Genomic DNA, 25,855 nt, shown 5'->3' with positions numbered 1-25,855 from the left:
TCAGTCGCCCAGCGTGATGATCGTGCCCCCGGCAGCGCGCGCATCGTCGGCGTCATGTGTGACCATCAACACTGGCAGCGCCCGCGCCCTTGCCCGGTCAAACACCATATCACGTACCTGCGCCCGCAAGGCCGCGTCCAGCCGCGAAAAGGGTTCATCCAGCAGCAACCCGCACGGTTCCGACAACAGCATGCGCATCAGGGCGACACGCGCCTTTTGCCCGCCTGACAGCGTGGCTGGATCGCGGTCGGCAAAGCCCGCAAGGCTGACCTCGTCCAGTGCTTCGGCGATTTTTGCCTGCCGGGCCGCATGGCTGCCCCCCGGCTGCAGTCCAAAGCCCAGATTGGCGCCCACAGACAGATGCGGAAACAGCAGATCATCCTGAAACAGAATACCAACCCGGCGTTGATGCGGGCGGGCATGGGTGATGTTCTGCCCGTCTAGCCAGACCTCGCCAGTGGCTGTGAAATCGGGCGCAAGCGTGCCGGTGATAAAGGCCAGCAGCGTCGATTTCCCAACTCCGGATGGCCCCATGATCGTCAGCACCTCACCCGGGCCGATATCGTGGTTGACTGACAAAAGCTGCGTGTCGCCCTTGTGAATGATCACGTTGCGCAGCGACAATCCCTTATCCATGCCGTAATCCCTTTCTGTTGCGCCAGACAATCGCCGGAATGAGCAGTGCCAGCGCAAAGGGGACAAGTGCGGCCCCCGTTTGCATCAAACCATAGACGCCAATTGCCCGCCGATCACCGCCCGAGGCGAGTGCCACGGCTTCGGTCGTGAGGGTGGCAACCCGCCCGCCCCCGACCAAAAGGGTGGCCAGATATTGCCCGACCGACACGGCCACGCCAACTGCAAGCGCCGTCAGGATCGGGCGCAGCAGCATCGGTAACCTGACCCGCCAGAGGACACCGTTGGGACTGGCCCGCAATGCGGCTGCGATTACACCCATGCGGCTATCCCATGCCCGAAACGGATCTGCCAATGACAGGAAAACGTAAGGCAGCACAAAAACCAGATGTGCCAGCATGACCGCAAAGCGCCCGTCCTGCGCGCCAAGGTTCAGCATGAGCGTCTGCAGCCCGGGCAGAAAGGCGGTTTGCGGAATAAGCAGCGGCAGGTAGAGCAGCCAGACGGTCCGGGCGCTGAAGGTCAGCCCGTATCGGTATTCCGCCTCCAGACAACCGATGGTCAGGATCAACGCGACGGTGGCCACAGTGATGGCAATCAGCCCGGTTTCGGCCAAAGCCTCCAGCGTGCCGGGGCCGTGCCGCATCCAGTTCTTGAGCGTAAAGCTGTCTGGCAAAGCGTCCGGAAACCCCCAATACCCGGCAAAGGACCACAGGGTCAGCACCACAAGACCAAGCAGCACAGCCAGCGCAGAGATGGCCCCCAATCCCAATGCGGCCTGCGCGACAAGCGGATCAAACCGCCCGCGTCGCCCGGTCATGATCCAACGGCGTCCGAGCCGCGCGATAATGACCTCCCCAAGACGCCAGACAGCCAAGGCGCCGATCACCAACGCCAGTTGCAGCAACGCACCCGCTGCACCTTCCAGACGCATGGCAAGATCGGGGTCCGACATCAATTTCACGATCTGCACCGATAGGGAGGGGGGCGTGTTCGGCCCTAGAATAACCGCGACATCCACCACCGACATTGCATAGGCCAGAACCACATAAACCGGTGGTCTGATCTGCGCATAGACCCGTGGAAACACGGTTTTCAACCAGCCCGTCAGCCGCCCGTAGCCCAGCGCCTGCGAGATTGCGACACTGCGTGGGGCGTCTGCCTGCGAAAGTGCGGCAAGGGTGATTAACAGCAGAAACGGGACCTCTTTGATGATCAGGCCTGCCGTCATGGTCAGCCCCCAGCTGTCTTGCACAATCAACAGGTCCGGCGGGCGGTCCCAGCCTGTGATCCCGGGCGAAGCGATCCGCGACAGCCAGCCCGAAGGTGCAATCAGAAAGGCCAACCCAAACGCCGCCGCCGCATGTGGCACCGACAGAAGCGGCGATAGCAATCGTTCCAGCGCCCGGAATGGCCGGGTGCCGGACCAACCGGCCGTCACCAGCATGACGATGGCAAGCGAGATGGATGTGGCAATGACCCCTGTGGTGACCGATAACAGAACCGCGCGCGGCAAGCCGGCCCAACCGAAAAGCTCGCGAAACGGGTCCAGCGACGGCCCGGTCAGCCCCGCAGCAGGCAGATGCCCAAACGCGGGAAGCACCGTCCCCCACAGGCCCGCGGCAACCGGGCCAAGCATGGCCAGCAATGTCAGGACAGGCAGTGCGGGAAAGGCGCGCCGCCGGTTCATGAAAAGCCCACCGATATGTCGCTGATTTCAGACAGTGCCTTCATTGCGCAAAAATGCCCCGGACCTGTTCCGGGGCATCTCTCGCAAACACCGGAATGGCGTTATTGCGCGACGCCATAGCGGGCGACCCAATCATCGGCGATACGGGTCATCCAGCTGGGGTGCGGCTCGGCCTGTACGACCCCCAGATCAGCAGGCGAAAGGGTCGCGACCCCAAGATCCAGCGCGTCAAACAAGGCCCGATCGTCGGCTGACAGGGCATCCATGTTCAGAACTGTGCCGTAACCCAGCACCTCGGGGTCCTGCGCGCGAGCCTGTGCCTCGGGGGACATCAGGAAGTTGGCCACGACCATCGCCCCGGCCTTTGATCCGGAATTATAGGGGATCGCCACAAAGGACGCATTGCCGATGGTGCCTTTGTCCAGAACAAAGGTCCGGACGGTTGGGGGCAGTTCGTTATTGGCGATTGCAGTTGATGCAGCACCGGGGCTGAACGAAATCGACAGATCAATCTCGCCATCCGCGATCAGCGGGAACATGGCTGTGCCTGTGGCCGGATATGCCTTGCCTTGCCGCCAGAGGTTCGGCGTCAGCAGGTCCAGATAATCCCAAAGGATCGGCGTGACCTCGTCATAGGTGGCATCCGTCACGGGGGTCGCCAGAATTTGCGGGTCGGGCAGAATATCAACCAGAACCTGTTTCAGGAATGTTGTCCCCAGAAAATCCGGCGGTTGCGGATAGCTGAAACGACCCGGATTTTCGCGCGCCCATTCCAGAAGTTCGACCATGGACCCAACCGTGTTGGGCATGTCTTCTGTATCATGTACAAACACGACCTGGGCCATGGCCCAAGGGCTTTCAAAACCTTCGACCGGCACCGTGAAATCGGTTTGAACGGATTTTCCCGCACTATCGACAATGGCCCAGTTCGGCAGTTGTTCGGCATAGGGGCCGAACAGCAGGTCGGCCTCTTTCATCGCGGCGAAATTGGCGCCGTTGATCCAGATCATGTCAATGGCGCCGTCGTCATTCTCGCCGGCCTGCTTTTCTGACAGCACCCGGGTAACCGCGTCGGCGGTATCGGTCAGCTTCACATGTTCGAGCGTGACCCCGTAGTCCTCGGCGACCCGGTCACCGACCCAGGCGATAAAGTCATTGGTTGTGGTCGACCCACCCCATGCATTCCAATAGACCGTCTGGCCATTTGCCTCTTGGGTGACGGCATCCCAGTCTGCTGGATCGGGGTCAGCCATCGCGGCAAGTGGCGACATTATTGCGGCCAAAATGGCGAGATGTTTCATAGGTGGTTTCCTTTAGTCGGTGTAGATTTGATAGGCGGCATAGATGCGCAGCGCGGCTGTGGCAAAACAAACGATCCCGAAAAGCCAGGCAAGTGCCGCAAAATGGGCTGAAAACAGGCAAAGCAGAACGAAAAAGACGATTGTCTCGGTCCCCTCAAGTATCCCGTTGGAGTAATAGAGGGACTTTTGCCCTTGGGCGTCGGTCTTGTGGCCATGTTTTTCCGCCAGGATCGCATAGCCCAGAAAGCTGGCACCGTTGAAATAGAAGGATGTCAGCAAGAACGCTCCCGCAGCCCCGTTCATCGCCGGGTCGTTGATTACAAAGGCTGCCGGGATCGCGCCGTAAAACAGAAAATCCGATGTGATATCCAGATACCCGCCAAAGTCGGTCTTTTGCGTGGCCCGCGCGACTGCGCCGTCCAACCCATCGGCCAACCGGCCAAGAAGCAGTGGGATAATCGCAAGGACCGGCGCGCCCAATGCGATGAAGACTGCGGCCACCAGCCCCAGGCCAAGCCCGATCAATGTCACGCCATTGGCGGTGAACCCGCGCTGGGCCAAACCCTGACCGATCTGGTTCAACGGCGGGTCAATCAACTGGCGTGCGCGACGATCTAGCATCCATTCCGATCCAAAGCTCGGCAGGGTTTTGACCCATGCGGCATCAAGACGCAATCGCACCCACAGCAATGTGAGCGGTGGGTGCGTCTTTGTCACAAATCCGGTGGACCGCCTTTTGCCTACATCCGAATTTGTGCCAATGCGTCGATGGCCTGCACGCGCAGGGTAGCCTCATCCTCGTGCGCCAGCGGGTCAGCGTCGCGCAGATTGCCGAAATCATAGCCGGTCATCCCTTCCAGATCGCTGATCCGTACCTGAAAGGTCCGGTATTCCCCAAAGGTAAAGCCCTCAACCGCGGCTGCGAGCCCTTCCTCAAGCAGCATCTGCTGGATCAACTGCCCCTGCGACAGGACATAGGCCGTTGCATGCAGGCGCAGCGTGTCCCATTCGTCCTCGGCCAGCATGGTGACAACCTTGAAGTAGTTCAGCGGGATTGTGGCCCCGCTGTCACCCAGTGGCGGATCGTCATCGGTGAAGATCGGGCCGGTAAACACATTGGCGCGGAAACCAAAGGTGCGCGTATTTTCCATGATGTAGTCTTCCAGACCCAGCCAGGATGACCGGCTGCGGTTCAATCCCATATGCTGCGGACTGGCCACGGTATAATGGAACGTGTCGCGGTTGGCCCGCTTGGCGATGCGCAGGTCGCGCCCCCAGTTCGTGGCGGCCCGGCGCACCATATGACCCCTGTCAATTTCGGGATCGCTATAGTCATCGCGCCCCAATTGCCGGTCCGCCGGGATGCGCAGATCTTTCCACCAGCGCGAGTTGCTGCGTTTGATGCGTCGGGTCTTGGCCCCGTCGATATTCAGCGCGGCAATGGCGGGGCTTTTCTGCGCCAGACTGTAAAGAACGCCGAAATGCTGATAGCGCAGCTCGTGCGGGCGGTCATCGGTTCCGTCAGAGGGGCGGGCCAGATCCAGATGCGCGGGCAACGTTGGCAGCGGCACATCCACAACCCGCAAAAAGCCCGGATCATACCCGTCACGACCCCGGAAATATTTTGCATCATGTGTCGGGTCCTGGAATGCGGGGGCCTGCACCGCGGCAGCAGGCACTGTGGTCACGGTCTGATCCAGCAACCCTTTCAGGGTGCTGACGCGCACCGCGCTGTTGCCAACCCCGTAAGTGCCAGCAAAATGCAGCCCCACGACACCGCCCTGATCAAGACTGATCACGGGCGACCCGGAATTGCCACCCAATGTGGTGCAATCATGCCCCAGAATGCCCAGCGTATCCTGCACACGCAGCAACCCGGGCGCAAACCGTTTGACGTCGTAAAGGTTGCGAAAATAATTCTGCATCTCTGTCGGGTCGTTTCGGAAAGGATCGGCAGCGGGGTATCCCACAACCGCGACAGTCTCGCCGTCATCGCCATCCGAGGCGGCCAGCGGCAGCGCGCCGATCTGGACGCCTTCGGACGGGCGCCTGATCTCGGCGATGGCAACATCCGCGGCGGCATCGTCGGCCAGATAGGTGAACTTTTCGACCTGCAGCACACGCGCAGGATCCGGTGGCACGCCGGCCTCTTCGCCGAAATCAATCCGGGCGGCATAGCGGGTGGCCCCGAAGGGGCTGAACAGAAAGACGCCATCGCCACGATGGGTGCGTTTCGCGACAAGCTTGGCCACATGCCGGTTGGTCACCATCAGCATTGTTGTGCCATCATCCGCGATTACCCAGCCGGTGCCGCCCCAGCCCATGTCATGGTTGACGAATTCGACCCTACCCACAGAGCCAAGAAATGGCTCTACCGCGGTGATCTTGCCGCTGATATTTGCGTCGAAATCACCCGATAGCGACATTTTCCCTTCCACCTTGCTGTTTTTGACCAGCATGGGCGGGCGGCCAACGGCGCGCACAATGGCCTCTAATTGCGACGGTTGCATCCCGATGCTTTCCAACTGGGTGAACCCGGTGCCCAGCGCGGTCTTTACAGCGTCGGGGCTGATCCCCAGTTCGTTCAGTATGGGCGGGGCCTTGTCCAGTGCATCCTGCACACGGTCGAGCGCGCCTGTGGTCGCCAGCCCTTCAAGCCGGGAAATGGAACGGTGATCAGTCATCAAAAGCCCCCCTTTTTCAATCAATAATTTGGGTCAAATCAAATGCGTGGATGGCCAGTACGGCCAGTGGAAGAGCAACCGCAAACGGCACGCCGGCAGCGATGAATTGTTCGGTCGCCTTGCGCCCGGTTGCGCGCCCGGCAGGTGCCTTGGCGTCATCATGGTCAGTTCTGATCCGGTGATACCGGCGGCCAAACCGGCGGACCAGCCGCCCCGCGTCCCCACCCGGTGGCACCCAGGACAGCAACGCCCGCCGCGCGAGCCGCGTGGGATCGGGTTGCTGCAGGAAATGATCAAGCTGCATGGCGCTATAGTCATCAAGGTCTGACGACTGATCCGCCCAACCGGACGGTGCCGCCCGCCCATAAGACCAAACGCCAGATACCGTCCGTCGCCAGCGATACGCCGCCCGCGCGATACGCGGGATGTCTGGCAGCCGGTGATAGCCTGACAATCCGGTTGCCGTCTCAACCAGCAGGCCCAGCCGTTCAATCGCGTCAAGATCGCTGCGATAGTCGCTGGCCTGCAGCGGCGGAACCGGGGTCAACCCCGGCGCAAAAAACGTGGCCAGGTCGCCGATATCAAGCCGTGTGATCGCATCCGTTGCCAATGGCAGTGCGGCGACCCGGTTGGCGAAGAACGCCCCATAAGGGTTGATGGGCAAAACTGCGGTCGTCGCGATATGCCCGCTATCGACAAGATCAACGCCAACCGGTTTGCGCAGCAGATCGGTCCGGCGCCGGGCGAGGATTGAGGCGTCTGGCGCAACCCCGCCAAGGTGATGGGCGATTGGCCCCAAAATGCGGTCTGACGCTTGCCCCAGTGCAGGCAGGCCCATGGCGACCAGAAATGCAAAATCCAATGCGCCGGGCGTTGCGGCGTGGGGGGGCGGACTATGTACGAGGGTGTTGACCACATTCGCCAGATCGCGGGTCTGCAGCGCCTCTACCGTCGCGTCAAAATCAAATTCTGCTGCGATCTCCAACAGCAGACGGGCCGGCGGGTGATTGTCATCGACGACTGCGTTCAACACCCGCTTAAAGCCCAGGTGCTTGTACAGATGGTCAACGCTGTCCCAGCGCCCGGCTTGCCATTGCTGGCACATCACCAGCAGGGCCGCATTGCTGTCGAAGGGAAAGGGCGCTTCAAACGCGCGCGACACGATAAACGCAGCCTCGGCGGCATCGTTGCGTTCAATAGACATCGTCAGGTCCTTGATCGCCCGTGGATCAGGGCTGCGAGGCGACCCTGGTGGGTCGAACATGATCCGATCCAGCCTTTCGGACCAGGCCATGCAGCCATCTGCCGGTGGCGCGGCATCATCCGGGCCGGGTCGGGCAGGCCCGTCGCCAATGCGGGCAAAGCCGGATCGCTGGCCCTGTGCCTGCAAGACCTGATCCCGCGAACGGGCGGGCAGATCGGCAAGCAGGGCCGGGGTAACGCTGCTGGCCTCGGCAGGGCTGATTGTGGGTAACTTGCCCCCTGACCGCACCAATTGCAGCCGATGGTAAAGCGCCAGAACCGGATCGCGTTGTGTAAACCAATCAGCGGCAACCGCGTTGATTGCTGCCGTTTGCTTGGGTTCATCCGCGTATATCTGCTGCAGAAAGGCCGCGCGGATATCGCGCCGATGCCGCAGGCCGCCGTCGGCCGTTGGTGCAACCAGCCAGTCATGCGCGCGCAGGGCCGCAATTGCGGCCTGCGATCCAACCGCATCAAGGGCAAGGCCGAGGGCGGGTGAAATGACATTCTCGAGCACGGTTTTGTTGATCGACGGCAGGATCAAGCCCAGATTGGCGATCTCGCGCAGATCAGATGGCAGGCGGGCCAACATGGCCCGATAGAGATAGCTGCCGATCCCCGACACATCCGCTGGAAGGTCTGCGACCGCGACGCTGCGTTGCGATAGGGCCCGACCGGCCAGTTTCAACAAAAGCGGATTGCCCTTGGCCAACGGTAAAATACGCGGCCAAAGCGCCCGTTCGACCCCCTGCTTATCCAGCAGTTTTTCGGCGGCCCAATCCTCCAGCCCGGTCAGTGCCGTGTGATGGCGCATCCGGTCTGGCGCAGGGGCCAGCGCATCGCCCCGCCCTGCAGAGACGACCGTGACCCGCCGCATGCCGTAGCAGAGCAACAAATCGAGTTGTGCAAACAGGCCCGCAACATGGGTCTCGCCGCGGCTGCGCAAGTGTTCCAGTGTATCAAGGATGATCAACACGGTCCGGCCGGAGTTGTTTGCGGCCTCTGCCACCCCCCGCAGCAGGGTCCGCGGCACATGGCGCATATTGCCTGCCGCTTCGCGTGCGGTGGCGTTTTCCATCCGCAAGCTGCGCATATCGGCCGCAGCCGCAGGAACAGCATCGCCCAATTGGCGGGAAATCTCTTCGAACAATGTCGAGGGGTTCAGCACATCAAGGGCGATCCGGTTAAAATCAAGACGGATGAGCAGCGGTTCTTCCGCAAGCCGGGCAGCTTGCAGCACCTTTTCCAGCAAATAGGATTTGCCGATGCCCGGCAGCCCCGAGATATGCCAGGTCCGCAAGGGCGGTGCATGCTGGGGGGTGGCGACCCAATCTGCGGCATGGCCTAGCTCAACCTCGCGCCCAAAGAACCCTTTTGCCAATATCTCATCCGTCCGACGTGACTGGCTTTGGGTATTCAAGGCCGCGCGCAAGCCAACCAATAGGCCATATGCCGGCGCCGTCGGCCCGGCCCGATCAAGGGTGGCAACGATCTGTTGCAGATCAGTGTCGCCGGGATCAGTGATCAGGGGTGTCAGGTTGGCGGGGGCGAATATCCCCTTGCCGGCCAGCGCATCCTCAACCGGTGTTGCGGCCGTCTTGTCTGCCGGGTCCGGTCCAACATCGCCCAGCACCTTGCGGCGCACACCGGGGCGCATCACCCAGCGTGGCCCGTCCACGGTACAATCGGCGCGCAATGCGGACAACACATCAACCATCATGACCGGATCCAGAGAGGCATCGGCACTGATGTCCTGTATCAGCACGGCCGGCGCAAAGCTTTCGCGGATGGCGGCCTGATAGCGGGCCTTTTCCACCAGTTCCTGAAGGCGCGGTGTTGGTCCATCGGTCATGACGGCATGGTCCGCCGTGCTTCTTCGCGCACGATGTCAGACACAGTACGAAAGTGGCTCGGATCGTAGAGCGTTCCGAACTTGGCCGGGATATTCCGCACCGCAAAGCGGGCAGTGTGCGCAATCATCTCGGGCCCCCAACCAAGATCCAGTGCGTCTGCCATGGCCTTCACGCTGAGTTCGATGTCACGCAGACTAAAATCCGCCAGATGCTCGACAAGCAGGTTCGGGCGATTGGCGCGTCGCGCGTCGGCGACGTTTTCGGACAGGGCGTTGTGCAGCCCGACGGTTTCATAGCCCGCGATCACGATCCGCAGATGGGATTGCCCCAGAACCGCCTGTACAAAATGTTCCAGCTGCACCTGGGTCTGCGCCAAAAGACCGGCCGGTGGGTTGTCGATGTAGACCCACAAAAGCTCATCCGCTGCGGCCGCGGCGGAATTGAGTTGATCAACCAGATGATGCAGGCGCGCGTCTGCGTCGTTTTCATCGGTGTCCAGCGGACCGGCATCCGTGATTTGTTGCAGGTGATCTGCCAGATCGGTCACCCCAAGATCCATCGGCACCCGGACGATCCGGTGCGGCACATCATGTGCGCGCAAAAACCCATCCAGCAGGGTGTGGCTGAAGCTGAGGCCCGTCACGCTGTCAGTACGCATGCGGCGGATCCAAAGGCCCCGCAATTGTGGGGCGGTCCCTTCAACAATGGCGGAAAGCGCATCAAAGAACAGCGCGCGTCCAATGATCAGGTGGCTGTCCAGCGATCCATCAAGCGACCAGAGATAGCGGGGGGGTGCATCGCTTTGCAGCGTTGCCCGAAAATCATCATTCGCGGCAATCTGGTTATACGGGACGATCCGGCGGAAATCCCCCAAACGTCCCTGATGGATGCCGAGGAATTGAAAATCCCCACCGAAACCCGGCCCGCCTGACGACCCACCGGCGGCGGCAATGTTATGCGGCAGGCGAATATCGCCAGCGCCTTGCCGGGTCACCTCGCCAATTGACAGGCCGGTATCGGCGCCGCTTGGGAAATGGACAAGGAAAAACCGGCTGTGTCCGGTCCATTCATGCGGTGCATCGGGCAATTTGATGTGGCCATACAGACGCCCAAGCGGGTGATCAATCCGCAACAGGGCCACATCCATATGCGCCTTGGCGAGTGTGGCCGGGGGCAAGGCGCCGGAATGCTCGTCCGGATGGCAGGGCAGGGCAAATGCCGTGCGCGCCGGATAACGCTTGGTATCCGAGGCGATGATTTCCAGCGCCGGTTCATCCCCTTCGGCAGCGTCAAGCACCTGCTGGATAACATGTGCGGCTGTCAGGACCATGCGCGGCGAGACAAGCGCGCCGCTGCCCATCACGCGGCCGCCCACCTGAATCCGGCAGCGGAACGCCTGACTGCGGGCTGCAAAATCTGACATCTTCTGATGATCAACCGTGTCATCCGCAGGCCCGGCCTGCAGGCCCGTCAGCGGAAAAATCGCGATACCGTGCCCCTGCAGGAAGGCCACGAATTTCGCGGCTGTCTGGTGCTTGTTCAGGCTGAGCACAAGCAGGTCCGCCGGGTTCAGGCCCAAAAGCCCGGCGTTGACCTCGACCGCGTCCATGCTGAGTTTGACGGGCTGTCCTGCGTAAAGTTCGGCCAGCGCATCATCAACAAGATCTGGATGCGCTTCCAGATGTGGTTGCAACAAGTCAGCTGTCAGGACCGCTGTCATGCCCGGCGTCCAAACATGGCCGTCAGCCAGCAATCCGCAGGACGGCTTGCAAATGTGGTTTGTCTGACAATGCGGCGGCGAGGTCTGCGCTGGCGTGATCCGGCCCAACTGCGGCCTCGTCCCCCAATGTTTCAACCGCGCGCGCCTTGGCCCCTGCCCGGTGAGACAGCCAAAGGATTTCAGCTGCGAAATCGGCTATTTCGGGGCCGACATCGTCAAGCGCGTCGGGATCATGATTTGCAAGATGGGTGATCAGCGTGTTCAGGGTCGGGCTGACCCCGGTCTTTCCAAGGTTTTTTGCGGCCACTGCTTCTGTGCCTGTGGCCTGTCCGGGCAGCGGGGCTGCCAGTGTCTTTTCTGCGTCGATCATCCCGGCACCCAACGTTTTTGAACCACGCCAGACACCGGGTTTGGTGATGTCATGGGTCACGCTGGCCACGAACATCGCCTGCACCGTCGTGCCGGCGGCCCGGGCTTTGGCCTGCAAGGCGGCACGCCCGCCGTGATGGGCCACCCAAAGGGCCGCGACACCGGCGGTCAGGGATGTGGCCAGCGTTGTCCCTTGTGACGCCCGGACACCGTTATCGGGATCGGAGGCCTTGTTCTTTGACGCCCCCCAGACGTTTTCGCCCGGGGCGGCAATGGTCACTTGCGGACCTTGCCCCGATTTGGCCCAAGGGTGTTTGGACTGGGTCAGTGCCGCGACGGCTGTACACAGCCCTTCGGCGGCATAGGCGGCTGGAAAGACGACCTTGGGCCAGCAATTCCCTGCCGCACAGACAATGACCAGCCCGTGTTCAACCGCCTGCCGCAACGCCCGCTCGGTCGAGGCGACGCGGGTCGGCCCGCCCAACGCCATGGCAATCACATCTGCACCTTGGTTGATGGCATGGGCAATCGCGGCGGGTATCGTTGATTGCCGGAAATTGACGACCGATTTGATTGCCCGGATCGGCAAGACCTCGGCGGCGGGGGCAGACCCGACAACCGCACCATTATTCGCAACATTCCCCCGGGTATCGACGTCACCACGGCTGCCCACAACCGAACATACCAGCGTGCCGTGGCCGGGGTTCATCATCATCCCGTCGTTAAACCTGTCATGCGCGTCCGTGCCGCCCTCGACCAGATTGCGCTGGCCGGTCTGCACGATGGCGCCGTTCAATTCCTGATGGGTGGAATGACCTGTATCAATCACTGCAACGCGGGCGCCTTCACCGCGACTTTTGCGCCAGGCCTGCGGCGTGCGGATCATCTTGTGTGGCCATCCGAAGGGTTGCAGATTTGTCTTTTCGGTCGTGCACAGCCCCTTGAAGCTTTCACGATCCGTGGCGGCGTCAACGGCAGCGGCCCCATAGGTGCTGTCGGTCAGAACGGGGTTTGCCTCGACCGCGTCAAGGGCGGTGCGCAGGGCGCGGGCCATCGCGAAAATCTGTGCTTCCTGGCCGCGTTCGCGGATGCCTTCAAATGCGGCGAAAAGAAACTGATCGGTCGGGGTCTCGAACGCACTTGTCACTGTCACCGGTGCGTTGGGCAGTGCAGCGGCGATGCCGGCAGCAACCGTATCGGGGGTCTGGGGGTCTTCAAAAACCAACTCGATAATGATCGGCTCTGCCCCCGACATGGTCTCATCGGCGGTCAAAGCCTGATAAATGTCCTGTAACATTGTCCCCACTCCTTCACTGTCTTGCGCGCAGGCCTACTGACGTTAGGTCAACACCGCCTTTGACGTTAGCGACACCACGATTTTTCTCAAGGTCATAGAATCCTGACCGCATGGATGGGGGTGAGTTGAACCTGTCTGCATTCTCGCCAATACTCCGATTATGGATGACCAACCCGCCTTTGAGCAAATCACAGCGCTGATCAGATCGCGCGAGGCGGATTTGATTTCGCTGACGCAGGACCTTATTCGCATTCCCACGCTGAACCCGCCGGGCGATTGCTATCGCGAGATTTGCGAATATCTGGCCCGACGATTGACGCAATCGGGGTTTGAGACCGAATTGATCCGCGCCGTTGGTACGCCGGGGGATAGCGACACATATCCGCGCTGGAACATCATTGCCCGTCGTGAGGGGTGCCACCCGGGCCCTTGCGTGCATTTCAACAGCCATACCGATGTGGTTGAGGTCGGCAATGGCTGGACGAAGGACCCATTTGGCGGCGCCCTTGAGGACGGCAAGATTTACGGGCGCGGGGCCTGCGATATGAAGGGCGGGCTTGCCACGTCCATTATCGCCGCCGAGGCCTTTATTGCGCTATTTCCGGATTATTCAGGGGCGATCGAAATTTCGGGTACAGCGGATGAGGAATCCGGTGGCTATGGCGGCGTGGCCTATCTGGCCGAGCAGGGCTATTTCAGCCCCCAGCGCGTGCAGCATGTGATTATCCCCGAACCTTTGAACAAGGATCGGGTTTGCCTTGGTCACCGCGGGGGCTGGTGGGCCGAGATCGAGACATTTGGCGAAATTGCCCATGGGTCCATGCCCTTTCTGGGCGATTGCGCGGTGCGGCATATGGGGGCGGTGCTGACAGAGTTCGAGGATAAGCTGTACCCGGCCATGGCTGCCCGGACGACGGATATGCCTGTCGTGCCTGAAGGCGCCCGGTCTTCGACGATGAATATTAATTCGGTACATGGCGGCCAGCCCGAACAGCCGGCGGACTATACCGGATTGCCCGCCCATTGCGTCCCCGACAGCTGCCGGATCGTGATCGACCGCCGGTTTCTGGCCGAGGAAAACATCGCCGATGTGCGTGGCGAGGTGACCGCCTTGCTGGATGGGTTGAAGGCGACGCGGGACAAGTTTGACTACGACCTGCGCGAGATCAATCTGGTCCTGCCAAGCATGACGGATCGCGCCGCGCCAGTGGTGCAGGTCATCGCCAGCCAGATCGAGAAAGTTCTGGGAAAACCGGCAGAGTTTGTCGCCTCGCCCGGGACCTATGACCAAAAGCATATCGACCGGATCGGCAAACTGAAAAACTGTATCGCTTACGGCCCGGGGATATTGGAACTTGCCCATAAACCTGACGAATATATCGGCGTGCAGGATATGATCGACAGCGCCGAAATCATGGTGCGGGGGCTGGTGGATATTCTGCTGCCGCAATCATAACCTTGTGCGTAACTGGACCGCTCCGGCCAAGCTATTCCCAAAAAAAAACGAAGGGGCGGATTTCTCCGCCCCTTGCTTCAATCTGACGAGGACCTGCGAGGGCGCGGCCCACTTGGGAATGCAAACCCGTGATCAGTTGAAGTTGTAGATCACAGATACGCCCAGCGTATTTGTGCCTTCCTGTGGTCCCTGATCCACATCGAAAACTGATGTGTAGCTGGTGCGCAGCGACAGCGTCTGTGTCATTGCGACATTCAGCGCCAGTTCGTTGTTCACGGTTGTCAGCGTTTCCGAATAGATCACGTCTGTGTCGTTTGTGACGTAAGAGCTTTCCGACAGGCTGCGGAAGAAGTTGGACGACACGGATGCTGCGGCTTCCTCGATTTCATCACCACCGGCAAGTTTTGCGGACCGGTAGCCAGGGCCTGCCTGCACGGACCATTGCATCATGTTGTCGTTGAAGATCCGGTAACCCAGACCCGCACCAACAAACACGTCTTGTTCGACTGGCGCAGTTTCGGTCGGATCAGCAGGGGCTTCTGCGAGGTTGTCAAAGAAGGCTTCCAACTTGCCGAAGGCAAAAGTCGACGCTGTCAGATCGCGGCGGTAGTCGATGCCGGCCAGCAATGTATCTTTGGTGGTTTCACTGTCAGTTTCGCCATATGACAGGCTTGCCGTGATGTCGAAACCGTTCACGCCGTCAAACGCACCATAGCGCAGGCCCAAACCGATATCGGTTGTGGAGTCGTCGCCGCTTTGAACATTTGTACCCCGGACCGCAAGTGAGCCGTAAGAGCCGATTTCGCGGCCTTCATTGCCAAAACGACCAAGGTCGCGATCGCGATCATCTTCGATGGCTTCTTCCAGCGCTTCAACAGCGTCTGCAGATGCGTCCTGGTTGTTGAAAGTCGTTGTCTGTGCGGCAGCGCCGGTTGCCATAAAGCCGCTGATTGCAGCGATAATAAAGACATTCTTCATGGGTCATTCCTCTCCCAAAGAAGGTGACCCGCCCTGTTCTCAGAACGGGAGCATTCCTGCTGCGATGACGTTTATGGAAATCGTATCAACAATGGAAATTCAAAATAATCATGCTTGAGGCGAGTAATTGTTATGTATCCTCTGTAAGCCCGAGGATGTCGACTTCGCCATCTTCGCTGATGTCGCGCAGCTTTTCGATGACGGCGTCACCGTCCGCTTCTGCGGCGGTCGCGACGGTTTGCAGGGCCAGCGCCGCACCATTGCGCAAGGCAGGGTCGAGATCTTCGCGCCAGACCGCCCATACCGGGTAGGGAAAGCGCGGGGCGTCCGGCACCAGATGCAATTGCCCGGCATCCAGATACCTTTTGACATAGCGTGCAGGCAGATAAGCGGCGGCCTGACGGTTCACGATATATTCGGCCGCCATCGCGCCCAGCGAAAATGTCAGCCCCGGATTGGTCAGTTCTGGCAAGGCCAGCGCATGCGCACCCACGAATTCGGGCCCCCAGTCGATAAAGACATAGCGATCCGAAATCTCCATCGTCGGATTGGGCCAGGATGCAACCATGACCAGTTCTTCCTCCAATATCTGCTCGGCCATCAGGCCCGGCCGCAGCTGGGGCATGTAGAGAAGGCCGACATGCATGATCCCTTCGATCAGAAACCTGGTCAGGCGGTCGGGCATGCCCAACTCTGCCCGAATATTCAAATCGGGAAAGTCCTGTCGCAGGGCGTCAATCCAGCGAAACCCCAAACGCGGCCAGAGCGAATATTGCGCCCCGATTGTCAGGGATCGCGTAAAGCCTTCGGGGATGGCGACCTGCTGGCGGGCCTCTTCCCAGACGCGAATGATCGACAGCGCGTAGCGTTCAAATTCGCGACCCGCATTCGTCAGTTCTGCACCTGCCTTGGACCGGGTGAACATTGGCTTTCCCAGCGTATCTTCCAGCCGCTGAATGCGCAGGGATACTGCCGATTGGGTGACGTAGAGCCGTTCTGACGCTGACACAAACGATCCGGTTGCGGCGACCTCCAGAAAGGTTTTCAGCAATGTAATGTCCATCGGGGTTATCCATATGAGAAACTCAGTTTATATATATTTCTTATTCGTTTTTCATGTGGATCGCTAGTCGCTATCTATCGGTTCAAGCGACGGCACACCGCCGATGCGCGTCTGAACTGAAAGGAAATGACAATGAAAAAGAATGTTATGCGCACAATCATGATCCTGACCGGTCTTGTCTTTCTGTCCGCCTGCTCTGCAGAGAAAGTCGTCGACCGGAGCGTCGATAGCGCGTTGTTCGTGGGCCGGACCGCCGTCAAAGGGACCGTGGGCGCAGGCAAGCTGGTCGTGCGGGGAACCGGCGCAGTTGTGAACGCCGCATCCGGCGAGTGATCGAGCCATTGGCGGGGGGACCGATGCGGCCCCCTTGCCCGAAGCCGTTTGCTGTTATCAGCAAGTCCGCGAACTGCCGCAACACCACGCACGACACGCGTTCTGCGTGGCTGGATCGTGGCACCCCTGATAGGGTTCGCCCAGACTTTCGTGTCCCTTTATCGACCGGCGAGACAGCTTAGCCGCCTGGGTGGTTTCAGGGGGTTACGTCACTCGCAACAAGCTCATCTAGGATGTCATAGATACCAGCCCGCGACCCATCGGCAAACTCTTCGAGGCTTTGCACGCACATATGTCTGATGCGTTTCTTACTTAGCTGGGCCCTGATGTCTGATTGATCAATGTCTTCACGGTCCGCCGGATCCAAATACAGGTCGTCACGTCGCACGATTTTTGCTCTTCCAGCACTGAATGCAGTACTCACATAAAATGGAACAGGGCCAAACTGCGCCGCGTCTCTAAACCTATATTTCGTGTTTCGTGCGACCCGGTCGCAATCTTCCATCAGATTTGCGTAATCCTGTTTGATGATTGGATGCGGCGTATGGCATATTTTCACTTTATGAGGCAGCGGAACCCCGTCCTCCTGCCTGAAGCGTGTCCCGACCATGCCTCTCATTTTGAACTTCTTCGGGCCGAAAAGGCGATTCAATTCACGAAAGAATTTATTATTGGAATAATAGAATCCCCGTATCAATGGAATTGATCCATCGAAATAATCTTTCTGCAAAACCGGCTTAACGATGAAGAAGTCATCATTAAAGTATATGAACTTTTCGCCCAGTCCGGGTATCCGATGTAAAACGGTTTCCAGGGCGAGGCTGTTGAAGGTCGGCAGCACCTCCTCGTGCCCGCGAAATATGACTTTGTGGTCAACAATTGTAACCCCAAGCTCGGTCCGTCGTGCTGCATCCAGCCAATCTGGGCACTGTGAATCGGTTATGAGGAAAATCTCACGGATCCAAGGCGCGTTTTTTCGAATGAGGTTGATACAGTAGCGCAATTCGCCATTATTTGAAAAGCGCGTCGCCGCGTATGCGTCTGTACGTTGCGTATGCTGAGTGCTTTTGTACTTTTCCCGCTTCCGAATATGCTCAGGGTCTGAACCATCAACCCACGCGATAACTGCATCAACCATTGAATCCTGGTTTCCTATCTGACCTATTCTACCACCTTAACGTCGGCATATGTGGCGTGCTCAAAAGCAATCATGGCGGCTTGTAGTAGCTTAACCCTGTCTTCTAACGCAACCCGGTTGCGTGACTGGTTCGGCGAAAGGTTGCGATGGCATGAAGCCGGCGACATGGCATGGTGTTGCCGTCTTGATGACAAAGGGTACCAATTGAATAGTGTTTGACGTCACACATTAACCAGCGGCTCAAAGGTACGGCTGGTCAGGAAGACATTCAGCGTGACCATAGTAGCCAATATCGTCAGCAAGTCCTATGGCAGCGGTCCCGTCTGAAACAACCACACCTTCAGACCGCCATGCGGGATGGCCGCCCCTTTTGGGCCGAATGGCAGGCCGGTCGCCTTGGCCAACCCAGCATCGCTTGTGACCATTCCCACTCGCCAGCCTTGAAACGCCGACATAAGGCGGGCGCCGAGGCCTGCATAGACGCCAAACAGCATCTTTTGGTTGCCGATCCGTCCGCCGTAAGGCGGGTTGCAGATGATCAGGCCTGGCGGGCCATCGGGCCGTTGCAGGTCATTCGCCGCCAGATTGGTGAACGCTGTCAGATCGCTGACACCCGCGCGCTCTGCGTTCGCAATGCTCATCCGGATTGCGCCGGCGTCCCGGTCGCTGCCGTGAAACTGCGTCGCCGGTGTCCTGTGCGGGCCTGTTTGCCGCAGCGCGTTCCAGCGGCTTTCGTCGAAATTGGCAAAATGCTCAAAGGCGAAATGGCGCTGCCGGCCCGGATAAAGCCCCATGGCAATCTCGGCCGCTTCGATGACAAACGTGCCTGACCCGCACATCGGGTCCAGGACCGGTTCATCACCCCGATACGCGCATTCGCGCAACAGCAGGCTTGCCAGCGTCTCACGCATGGGCGCCTTGCCGACCGCCTGTTTGTGACCCCGTTTGTGCAGGCTTTCGCCGGATGTATCGAGGCTGATCGTGACCCGATTGTCATCAATCCGCGCCTTGATCACGACCGGTGCATCAGCGTCGATCGTGTATCCATTGGCCTTTAACGCGGTTTCGATCCGCTGTGTTGCAGCCCCGGCGTGATAGATCTTGGATTTTCGTGAGGTCGCGACCTCGACCCGCAGCGGGATATCGGGCTGTAACACATCCTTCCAAGGGAATTTGCGCGCGCGTTTGTCCAGCTGAGCCAAGTGGAAGGCCATGAAGCTGCCAATTCTGGCCAGCACCCGCGTGGCCCCCCGCATCACCAGATTGGCACGCCACACGTCGTCCCATGTTCCGGTGAAGGTCACACCACCCGGGGTCACGGCGGCACCCGTAAACCCCCGCTCTAGCGCCTCGGCCTGAAGTGCTTTTTCAAGCCCCGGCGTTCCCGTCAGAAATATTTCGAATGCCTGATCCACCCGCCGTGTTTAGCGCCATTTGCGCACATCGCAAGCGCGTTAGAAGCTGGATTGGATCCCGAACCGTCCCTGCACCTGGGTTGTCGAAAACTGCGACACGTTGGATGTGGTTTGCGTTGCGGAAACGCTGATGCTGGGTGAGAAACCGAAATAGGACAGGTTTTCGAAAGTGGCTGTGCCGCCGACGGTTACAATATCATCCCGCCGGCCATCGAACGAAATGTCAAACGAGTCGTAATTCACATGACCAAGCCCCGCTGAAAAGGTCCATTTGGTACCAAGTACCGGTTCGGCAGGGCTGTAATACAGATTGAATCGATAATCCGTGAACGTGTCGTCTTCTTCTTCTGCCGCGTTTAGTCGGCGTGACAGGGATGCTTCGATATAATCCCGGTTGCCGAATGTATGCCCGTAGCTAAGCGCTGTGTCATAGACGATTGTGTCCGATTGCAGCCCGTCCCGCGCGGTCTGATCCTGCGCGGACACAAGCAGATTGAATTGCCCCGATGTCCCGACAAGCAGCGTTTGACCAAGCGATATCTTGCGGTAATCCCATAGCGGCGCCCCTGCATAGCGCACCTTGCCCTCATGGACAGAAATGCTGGTTGGCCCGGCCCCCGCGAACAGGAACTGTCGATGGCTTAGCGCAACCTCGGCCAGCCCGAGGGAAAAGTCGCTGCCTGACAGATCAGGCACCTGTTCGCGCGCGTCGGCGGACAGGCTGTAGGTCCGTCCGTAGGCGTATGCCTCAATGCTGGTCTGGTAGCGCGCGCCCTGGCTGATCCGATAGGAAAGCTGCGCATCGCCGGCATACTCAATCCCGGACAATGCCAGGCGGTCGGGGGGCAAAAGCAGTTCGAAGTCTCCCAGAATGAAAGAGGCATCCGCCGCGCCGCCATTGATGTTGCTTGACGGAGCTAGGGAAAAGCTAAGTTGCGCGGAAAATGGATTTGCCGCCTGAACCCGGCCAAATTCTGCGCGCAAGGTGGTTTGTTCATCCTCCGTCTGGGTATGATTGGCCGCCCTGCGCAGCCACCAGCCTGCGCGCCCATACGCTTCTGCGCTGAAGAGGGCGCCGCCCACAAGCCGTGCTGCCTGAAACTGTTCCGCATCGTTGCGCGCTGCGGCATAGGCCCGCATTGCGGCCTGCGCGGCCGCGTCGGGCTGGTTCAAATCGGAAAGCGCCAAGGACTTTAGAAACAACGCCTCGAAATCATCGGGATCATCGGCCAGCCGTTGATCGGCAAGCGCCAATGCCCTGCCCGGATCGCCCGCCGACAAGGCGGTTGTGATCGGATCCTCCGCATCATCTTGGGCAGCCAGCCCGATTGTTGACGCCACCAGCAGGATGCTCGCCCAAACGGTTCTTGTCAGTACATGCATGTCGATCTGTTACCTTGCCTGCCCCATGTTGGCATAGCTGTGTGGCCCCGTTGTGGCGACAGCCTGCTTGTCGGATTTTGACAGATCGGCGTGATCTCGCTGCTTGCCCGCACCCACCCAATTCTTGCCTACGACCCGCCACATTTCCCGGTTAGGACCATTGCTGGGGGACGACAGGAGATCGGGACATGAAGATTATTTACGCAATTGTTGGGCTTGTAGCACTGGCTGCCTGTGGTGGCTCTGGCGGGGGAAATACCTCTGTCTCGACGCTAACCGCGCCCTCGGTCGCGGCGTCGACGTCGCCGACCACCGCATCCGCCCCGGCGGCGCGCCCGTCTTCATCACCCAGCGCGCCCGCGCCCACCACATTTGCGGGCATGCTGAACGACGTACGCCTTGCGAATGGGGCGGCACCTGTGACGTTTGATGCCCGCTTGGGCAACGCGGCGCAAAACCACGCCAATGACATGCTGGCGCAGAATTACTTTAGCCATACCGGTCTCAACGGATCCTCCCCCGGCGATCGGATCACGGCAGCAGGGTATCGCTGGCGCACATATGGTGAAAATATTGCGCAGGGCTATCAGTCCGAAGCCGCCGTGCTGCAGGGCTGGGTCAATTCCCCCGGCCACCAGCGCAACAATGTGAACCCCAATTTCGAAGATTTCGGCCTGGCACGTGCCGGCAGCGGATCAAGCACACGTTGGGTGTTGGTTCTGGCTGCAGAACAGTAAGGCCGGATCAGGCGGTTTCCGGTTTCGGTTTTGGTTTGGTGATTTCTTCAAGCGCTCTCAGCGGGCGCTTGACCGCTTCTCCCAGACCGGGACGGGTCGGGGCGGCCATCTGCTTGCTGACCTCAACCATCAATACCCCGCCAGCCACAATAACCGGCATGCTATGACCAATCTTTTCAAGAAGACTGGCCGATCTGCGCCATATCCGGTTGGTGGATGGGGGCTGATACAGTGTCGACAGGGTGCGTTCCGTCACAAATTGATGCTTGCGGAGTTGTGCCTCTAGCTGCCCCAGCGAATAGGGCCTGCCATAGCCAAACGGCGTCGCGTCGGATCGCGACCACAGGCCTGCCCTGTTCGGAACGATAAACACGGCCCGCCCGCCCGGGCCAAGAACCCGCCATGCCTCATCCAGCAAGGCAGAGGGATGCTCTGTCGTTTCCAACCCATGCAGCAGAATCAGTTTGTCGACATGGCCGGTTTCAAGCGGCCATAATGTGTCTTCGCAAAGCACGCTGTGATTGGCCCCCTCGGGGGGCCATGGCATCACCCCTTGAGGCCCCGGCATCAGACCAATCACCCGCCGCGCATCTTTCAGGTAAGGCCGCAGCAGCGGGACCGCAAATCCAAAGCCCACAACCATCTGGCCTTTCGCCTCGGGCCAAAGCGTGGTCAACTCATCACGGATGACTTTCTGCGCCGCCCGGCCAAGCGCGCTGCGGTAGTAGAACTTTCGCAGATCCAGCACGTCGAGATGCATTGCGGTTTGGTCCCCGTTCGGCAAAGCTTGCCGCTTAACATATCAACTGAAGGGTATATTGCCATGACAAACGAATTCGCTCCGATTGATCTGGTGGTTGTCCCGTGTCTGTCAGACAATTATACCTACCTGGTCCACAACCGGGACAGTGGTGAGACCGCCCTGGTTGATGCCCCCGCGGCAGGGCCTGTTCAGGATGCGTTGAGGGCCAAGGGCTGGACCCTGACAGATATTCTGATCACCCATCATCATTCCGATCATATTGATGCGGTGGAGGCCCTGCGCGACGGCGTGCGCGTTGTCGGGGCCGGATCCGACAAACATCGGCTGCCCGATCTTGATCTGGAAGTCGGCGACGGCGATGTCATCACCGTTTGCGGCGTTGATGTACATGTGCTGGACGTACCCGGCCACACAATCGGCCATATCGCGTACCATATGCCCGAGCCAGAGCTGGCCTTTACCGCCGATAGTCTGATGGCGCTTGGCTGCGGGCGCTTGTTTGAAGGGACACCTGCGCAAATGTGGGAAAGCCTGCAAAAGCTGCGCAACCTGCCGGAAGACACCATCATTTGTTCAGGTCACGAATACACCGAAACCAACGGACGTTTCGCGCTGTCCCTTGACCCGGAAAATACCGCGCTTATCTCTCGACTAGAGGGTGTGAAGGCCGCGCGGGCGGCAGGACGGCCCACCGTGCCGTCGGCACTGGATGACGAAATCAGAACAAACCCGTTTTTGCGTGCCGATGATCCGGCGTTCAAGGCCGTGTTGGGGCTGGCAGATGCCACCGATGTCGAGGTGTTTGCGCAGATCAGAGCCCGGAAGGACAAATTTTGACCACGAATATGTGAAATATTCACGAAAGCTGATGAAATTTGGGTCTTTGCGCGATCACGCGACACTTTTGTGACCCTGAAATCAAAAAAAGTCCTTGAAGGTTCCGGGATAAAACCAAACCTTAAGGATAAGAGGCCACGGTAGGGTTGGCCGGAACCAATCCTGCCCCCGATATGAAGGAGCACAGATCGTGCCATCATTTTCGACAACGTTGGAGCAGTCCATTCACGGGGCACTGGCCCTTGCGAATGCACGCAAGCACGAACTCGCCACATTGGAGCATCTCCTTCTGGCATTGATTGATGAACCTGACGCCGCCCGCGTGATGCGCGCCTGTTCGGTGAACCTTGATGATCTGCGCAAGGATCTGGAAGAGTTCATCGAAGATGATCTTTCGACCTTGATCACCGATGTTGAAGGGTCCGAGGCCGTGCCAACGGCCGCGTTCCAGCGGGTTATTCAGCGTGCCGCAATTCATGTGCAGTCATCCGGCCGATCCGAGGTGACCGGCGCCAACGTGCTTGTCGCGATCTTTGCGGAACGTGAAAGCAATGCGGCCTACTTCCTGCAGGAACAGGACATGACCCGTTATGACGCGGTCAACTTCATCGCCCATGGCGTTGCAAAGGATCCTGCCTTTGGCGAACAGCGGCCCGTGACCGGGTCCACCGAAGAGACAGAGACAATCAACAGCGGTGAAAGTGACGAAAAGGAAAGTGCGCTTGCCAAATATTGCGTAGACCTGAACGCAAAGGCCACCAAAGGCGATGTGGATCCGCTGATCGGGCGGGCGCATGAGGTCGAACGCTGCATTCAGGTTCTGTGCCGCCGACGCAAGAACAACCCGCTTCTTGTGGGTGATCCGGGTGTTGGCAAAACGGCAATTGCCGAAGGGCTGGCCTTTAAGATCGTCAATGGCGAAACCCCAGAGGTGTTGTCGAAAGCGACGATCTATTCTCTGGATATGGGCGCCTTGCTCGCCGGGACACGGTATCGCGGCGATTTTGAGGAACGCCTCAAGGCCGTCATGACCGAGATGGAAGACCACCCCGATGCGGTGCTGTTCATTGATGAGATTCACACCGTGATCGGTGCGGGTGCCACATCTGGCGGGGCGATGGATGCCTCCAACCTGCTGAAACCTGCGCTGCAGGGCGGCAAGCTACGCTGCATGGGGTCGACGACTTACAAGGAGTTCCGTCAACATTTCGAGAAGGACCGCGCGTTGTCCCGCCGGTTCCAGAAAATCGACGTGACAGAACCATCGGTGCCAGACAGCATCAAGATCCTGCAGGGTCTGAAACCCTATTTTGAAGAGCATCACAGCATCAAATATACCGCCGATGCGATCAAGACCGCGGTCGAATTGTCGGCGCGCTATATCAATGATCGGAAATTGCCGGACAAAGCCATCGACGTCATCGACGAGGCTGGGGCAGCGCAACATCTGGTTGCCGAATCCAAACGTCGCAAGACAATCGGCACCAAGGAGATTGAGAATGTCGTCGCCAAGATTGCGCGCATTCCGCCCAAGAATGTCTCCAAGGATGATGCAGAGGTGCTGAAGGATCTCGAGAAAACGCTCAAGCGTGTTGTGTTTGGTCAGGATACGGCCATTGAGGCGCTGTCATCTGCGATCAAACTGGCGCGGGCCGGCCTGCGCGAACCTGAAAAGCCAATCGGCAATTATCTGTTCGCGGGTCCAACCGGTGTTGGTAAGACCGAAGTTGCCAAACAACTGGCCGACACGTTGGGTGTTGAACTGCTGCGTTTTGACATGTCGGAGTACATGGAAAAGCACGCTGTCAGCCGTTTGATCGGCGCGCCACCGGGATATGTCGGTTTTGACCAGGGGGGCATGCTGACCGACGGGGTTGATCAAAACCCGCATTGTGTGCTGCTGCTGGACGAGATGGAAAAGGCCCATCCGGACGTTTACAACATTCTGTTGCAGGTGATGGATCACGGGAAACTGACGGACCATAACGGTCGCACAACCGATTTCCGGAATGTCATTGTCATCATGACGTCGAATGCGGGTGCTGCGGAAATGTCCAAGAATGCCATGGGCTTTGGTCGTGATCGCCGCGAGGGCGAGGATACTGCCGCTATCGAACGTACTTTCACGCCCGAGTTCCGCAATCGTCTGGATGCCGTGATCAGCTTTGGCGCGCTGCCAAAACCGGTCATCATGCAGGTTGTCGAAAAATTTGTTCTGCAGCTTGAGGCACAATTGATCGACCGCAATGTTCACATTGAACTGACGAAGGCTGCCGCCGAATGGCTCGCCGATAAGGGCTATGATGAGAAAATGGGTGCCCGTCCGCTTGGGCGGGTCATTCAGGAAAACATCAAAAAGCCGCTCGCAGAGGAGTTGCTGTTCGGCAAGCTTATGAAAGGCGGCATTGTCAAGGTTGGCGTCAAGGGCGGCGAATTGCAGCTGAAGTATGAAGCGCCGGAGCAAGGAAAGATCACCGACAAAGGTGATAAGCCGCCGCTGCTGACCGCTGACTGAATATGATTGATGTGGGGCCGGGTTATGGCGCGCCCCACAACAGACAACACATGCGCATGGCAGGCTGATATCGTCTGCCATGCGCGTTTTTTTTTGATCAATTGCACAAAGCCGCGTGCGTTCTGGCAGCTTTTCACGTGATGGCCTCACCTCCCCTTAGTTATCCGGTGTAAAGCGGCGGCCAAACGCTGTTCGTCTCAACCCCTTCACCCGGGATCGTGTGACTGGCCCAGCCAAAATATACGCGAACAGGTTGACGCGCAGACGCGGATGCACATCTGCAAATTCCCTCTTCAGCGCGTGACGCGGACCGGGTAAAACTCCCTTTGTGCCCAGGGCATTGTGTTAATTGGTCAGATTGCCCTCATCGGTCTATTGGTCGTGATGCGGATGAACCCCAACCCATATCGGCCTTGGCAAGCCGCCTCACGCAGTCTGATGGGAGCGA

General features: G+C 59.2%; 20 protein-coding genes. 5 read left to right on the top strand and 15 right to left on the bottom strand.

From position 1 onward, the window contains the following. From AABB31_RS13545 to AABB31_RS13510, 8 genes are all read right to left on the bottom strand, one after another. Positions 1-636, bottom strand: coding sequence for an ATP-binding cassette domain-containing protein (locus AABB31_RS13545; protein WP_342077632.1), 636 nt, complete (start codon positions 634-636; stop codon positions 1-3). Next, positions 629-2,323 (bottom strand): ABC transporter permease, encoded by a 1,695-nt coding sequence (locus tag AABB31_RS13540; RefSeq protein ID WP_373634866.1) that lies wholly within the window; start codon positions 2,321-2,323, stop codon positions 629-631. Before AABB31_RS13540 ends, AABB31_RS13545 begins: the two co-directional genes overlap by 8 nt. Positions 2,324-2,424: 101 nt before the next feature. Next, positions 2,425-3,624: an ABC transporter substrate-binding protein gene (locus AABB31_RS13535; protein WP_342077633.1), complete on the bottom strand. Its 1,200-nt coding sequence runs from the start codon at positions 3,622-3,624 to the stop codon at positions 2,425-2,427. A 12-nt stretch (positions 3,625-3,636) separates the two neighbouring features. Beyond that, positions 3,637-4,245 (bottom strand): CDP-alcohol phosphatidyltransferase family protein, encoded by a 609-nt coding sequence (locus AABB31_RS13530; RefSeq protein ID WP_373635806.1) that lies wholly within the window; start codon positions 4,243-4,245, stop codon positions 3,637-3,639. 119 nt (positions 4,246-4,364) lie between these two features. Next, entirely contained in the window at positions 4,365-6,308 is a 1,944-nt protein-coding gene (locus AABB31_RS13525; protein WP_373634865.1) for a DNA/RNA non-specific endonuclease, read from the bottom strand. Positions 6,309-6,324: 16 nt separating this feature from the next. Next, a complete protein-coding gene (locus AABB31_RS13520) occupies positions 6,325-9,402 on the bottom strand; it encodes an ATP-binding protein (RefSeq protein ID WP_373634864.1) in 3,078 nt (1,025 codons plus the stop codon). Beyond that, positions 9,399-11,123, bottom strand: a complete 1,725-nt coding sequence (locus tag AABB31_RS13515) for a serine protease (protein ID WP_373634863.1) — start codon at positions 11,121-11,123, stop codon at positions 9,399-9,401. The genes AABB31_RS13520 and AABB31_RS13515 overlap by 4 nt, the downstream gene beginning before the upstream one ends. A gap of 22 nt (positions 11,124-11,145) precedes the next feature. Further along, on the bottom strand, positions 11,146-12,789 hold the full coding sequence (locus AABB31_RS13510) for a S8 family serine peptidase (RefSeq protein WP_373634862.1): 1,644 nt from the start codon (positions 12,787-12,789) through the stop codon (positions 11,146-11,148). 160 nt (positions 12,790-12,949) lie between these two features. Between AABB31_RS13510 and AABB31_RS13505 the strand changes: the two genes are divergently transcribed. Next, complete coding sequence (locus AABB31_RS13505) at positions 12,950-14,245, top strand: acetylornithine deacetylase/succinyl-diaminopimelate desuccinylase family protein (RefSeq protein ID WP_342077643.1); 1,296 nt, start codon at positions 12,950-12,952, stop codon at positions 14,243-14,245. Positions 14,246-14,377: 132 nt separating this feature from the next. On the opposite strand, the gene AABB31_RS13500 is transcribed toward AABB31_RS13505, so the two are convergent. Further along, positions 14,378-15,223, bottom strand: coding sequence for a DUF481 domain-containing protein (locus AABB31_RS13500; RefSeq protein ID WP_342077644.1), 846 nt, complete (start codon positions 15,221-15,223; stop codon positions 14,378-14,380). 130 nt (positions 15,224-15,353) lie between these two features. Continuing rightward, positions 15,354-16,286 (bottom strand): LysR substrate-binding domain-containing protein, encoded by a 933-nt coding sequence (locus AABB31_RS13495; protein WP_342077645.1) that lies wholly within the window; start codon positions 16,284-16,286, stop codon positions 15,354-15,356. Positions 16,287-16,418: 132 nt separating this feature from the next. On the opposite strand from AABB31_RS13495, the gene AABB31_RS13490 reads away from it, so the two are divergent. Further along, the gene (locus tag AABB31_RS13490) at positions 16,419-16,619 is read left to right on the top strand and encodes a hypothetical protein (protein ID WP_342077646.1); all 201 of its coding nucleotides are present in this window, start codon (positions 16,419-16,421) and stop codon (positions 16,617-16,619) included. Between the two features lie 196 nt (positions 16,620-16,815). Here AABB31_RS13490 and AABB31_RS13485 read toward each other — a convergent pair whose 3' ends face one another. The 4 genes from AABB31_RS13485 to AABB31_RS13470 form a co-directional block, all read right to left on the bottom strand. Then, positions 16,816-17,757, bottom strand: coding sequence for a stealth family protein (locus AABB31_RS13485; RefSeq protein ID WP_342077647.1), 942 nt, complete (start codon positions 17,755-17,757; stop codon positions 16,816-16,818). Positions 17,758-18,062: 305 nt separating this feature from the next. Beyond that, a complete protein-coding gene (locus tag AABB31_RS13480) occupies positions 18,063-19,172 on the bottom strand; it encodes a class I SAM-dependent RNA methyltransferase (protein WP_342077648.1) in 1,110 nt (369 codons plus the stop codon). Between the two features lie 39 nt (positions 19,173-19,211). Further along, positions 19,212-20,555: a hypothetical protein gene (locus tag AABB31_RS13475; RefSeq protein WP_373634861.1), complete on the bottom strand. Its 1,344-nt coding sequence runs from the start codon at positions 20,553-20,555 to the stop codon at positions 19,212-19,214. Positions 20,556-20,564: 9 nt separating this feature from the next. Beyond that, positions 20,565-20,699 carry a hypothetical protein gene (locus tag AABB31_RS13470; RefSeq protein WP_342077650.1) on the bottom strand — a complete coding sequence of 45 codons (135 nt, stop codon included), beginning with the start codon at positions 20,697-20,699 and terminating at the stop codon, positions 20,565-20,567. A 44-nt stretch (positions 20,700-20,743) separates the two neighbouring features. On the opposite strand from AABB31_RS13470, the gene AABB31_RS13465 reads away from it, so the two are divergent. Next, complete coding sequence (locus tag AABB31_RS13465) at positions 20,744-21,292, top strand: CAP domain-containing protein (protein ID WP_342077651.1); 549 nt, start codon at positions 20,744-20,746, stop codon at positions 21,290-21,292. Between the two features lie 7 nt (positions 21,293-21,299). On the opposite strand, the gene AABB31_RS13460 is transcribed toward AABB31_RS13465, so the two are convergent. Beyond that, positions 21,300-22,052 (bottom strand): methyltransferase domain-containing protein, encoded by a 753-nt coding sequence (locus tag AABB31_RS13460; protein WP_342077652.1) that lies wholly within the window; start codon positions 22,050-22,052, stop codon positions 21,300-21,302. 63 nt (positions 22,053-22,115) lie between these two features. On the opposite strand from AABB31_RS13460, the gene gloB reads away from it, so the two are divergent. Both gloB and clpA read left to right on the top strand, forming a co-directional pair. Continuing rightward, positions 22,116-22,892 (top strand): hydroxyacylglutathione hydrolase, encoded by a 777-nt coding sequence (gene gloB / locus AABB31_RS13455; RefSeq protein ID WP_342077653.1) that lies wholly within the window; start codon positions 22,116-22,118, stop codon positions 22,890-22,892. 190 nt (positions 22,893-23,082) lie between these two features. After that, the gene (gene clpA, locus AABB31_RS13450; protein ID WP_342077654.1) at positions 23,083-25,407 is read left to right on the top strand and encodes an ATP-dependent Clp protease ATP-binding subunit ClpA; all 2,325 of its coding nucleotides are present in this window, start codon (positions 23,083-23,085) and stop codon (positions 25,405-25,407) included. The last annotated feature ends 448 nt before the right edge of the window (positions 25,408-25,855 follow it).

Source organism: Yoonia sp. SS1-5 (assembly GCF_038443705.2).
Classification (GTDB): domain Bacteria; phylum Pseudomonadota; class Alphaproteobacteria; order Rhodobacterales; family Rhodobacteraceae; genus Yoonia; species Yoonia rhodophyticola.
Note: the sequence above shows the minus strand (reverse complement) of the source record. Positions and strands in the feature narration are given on the sequence as shown.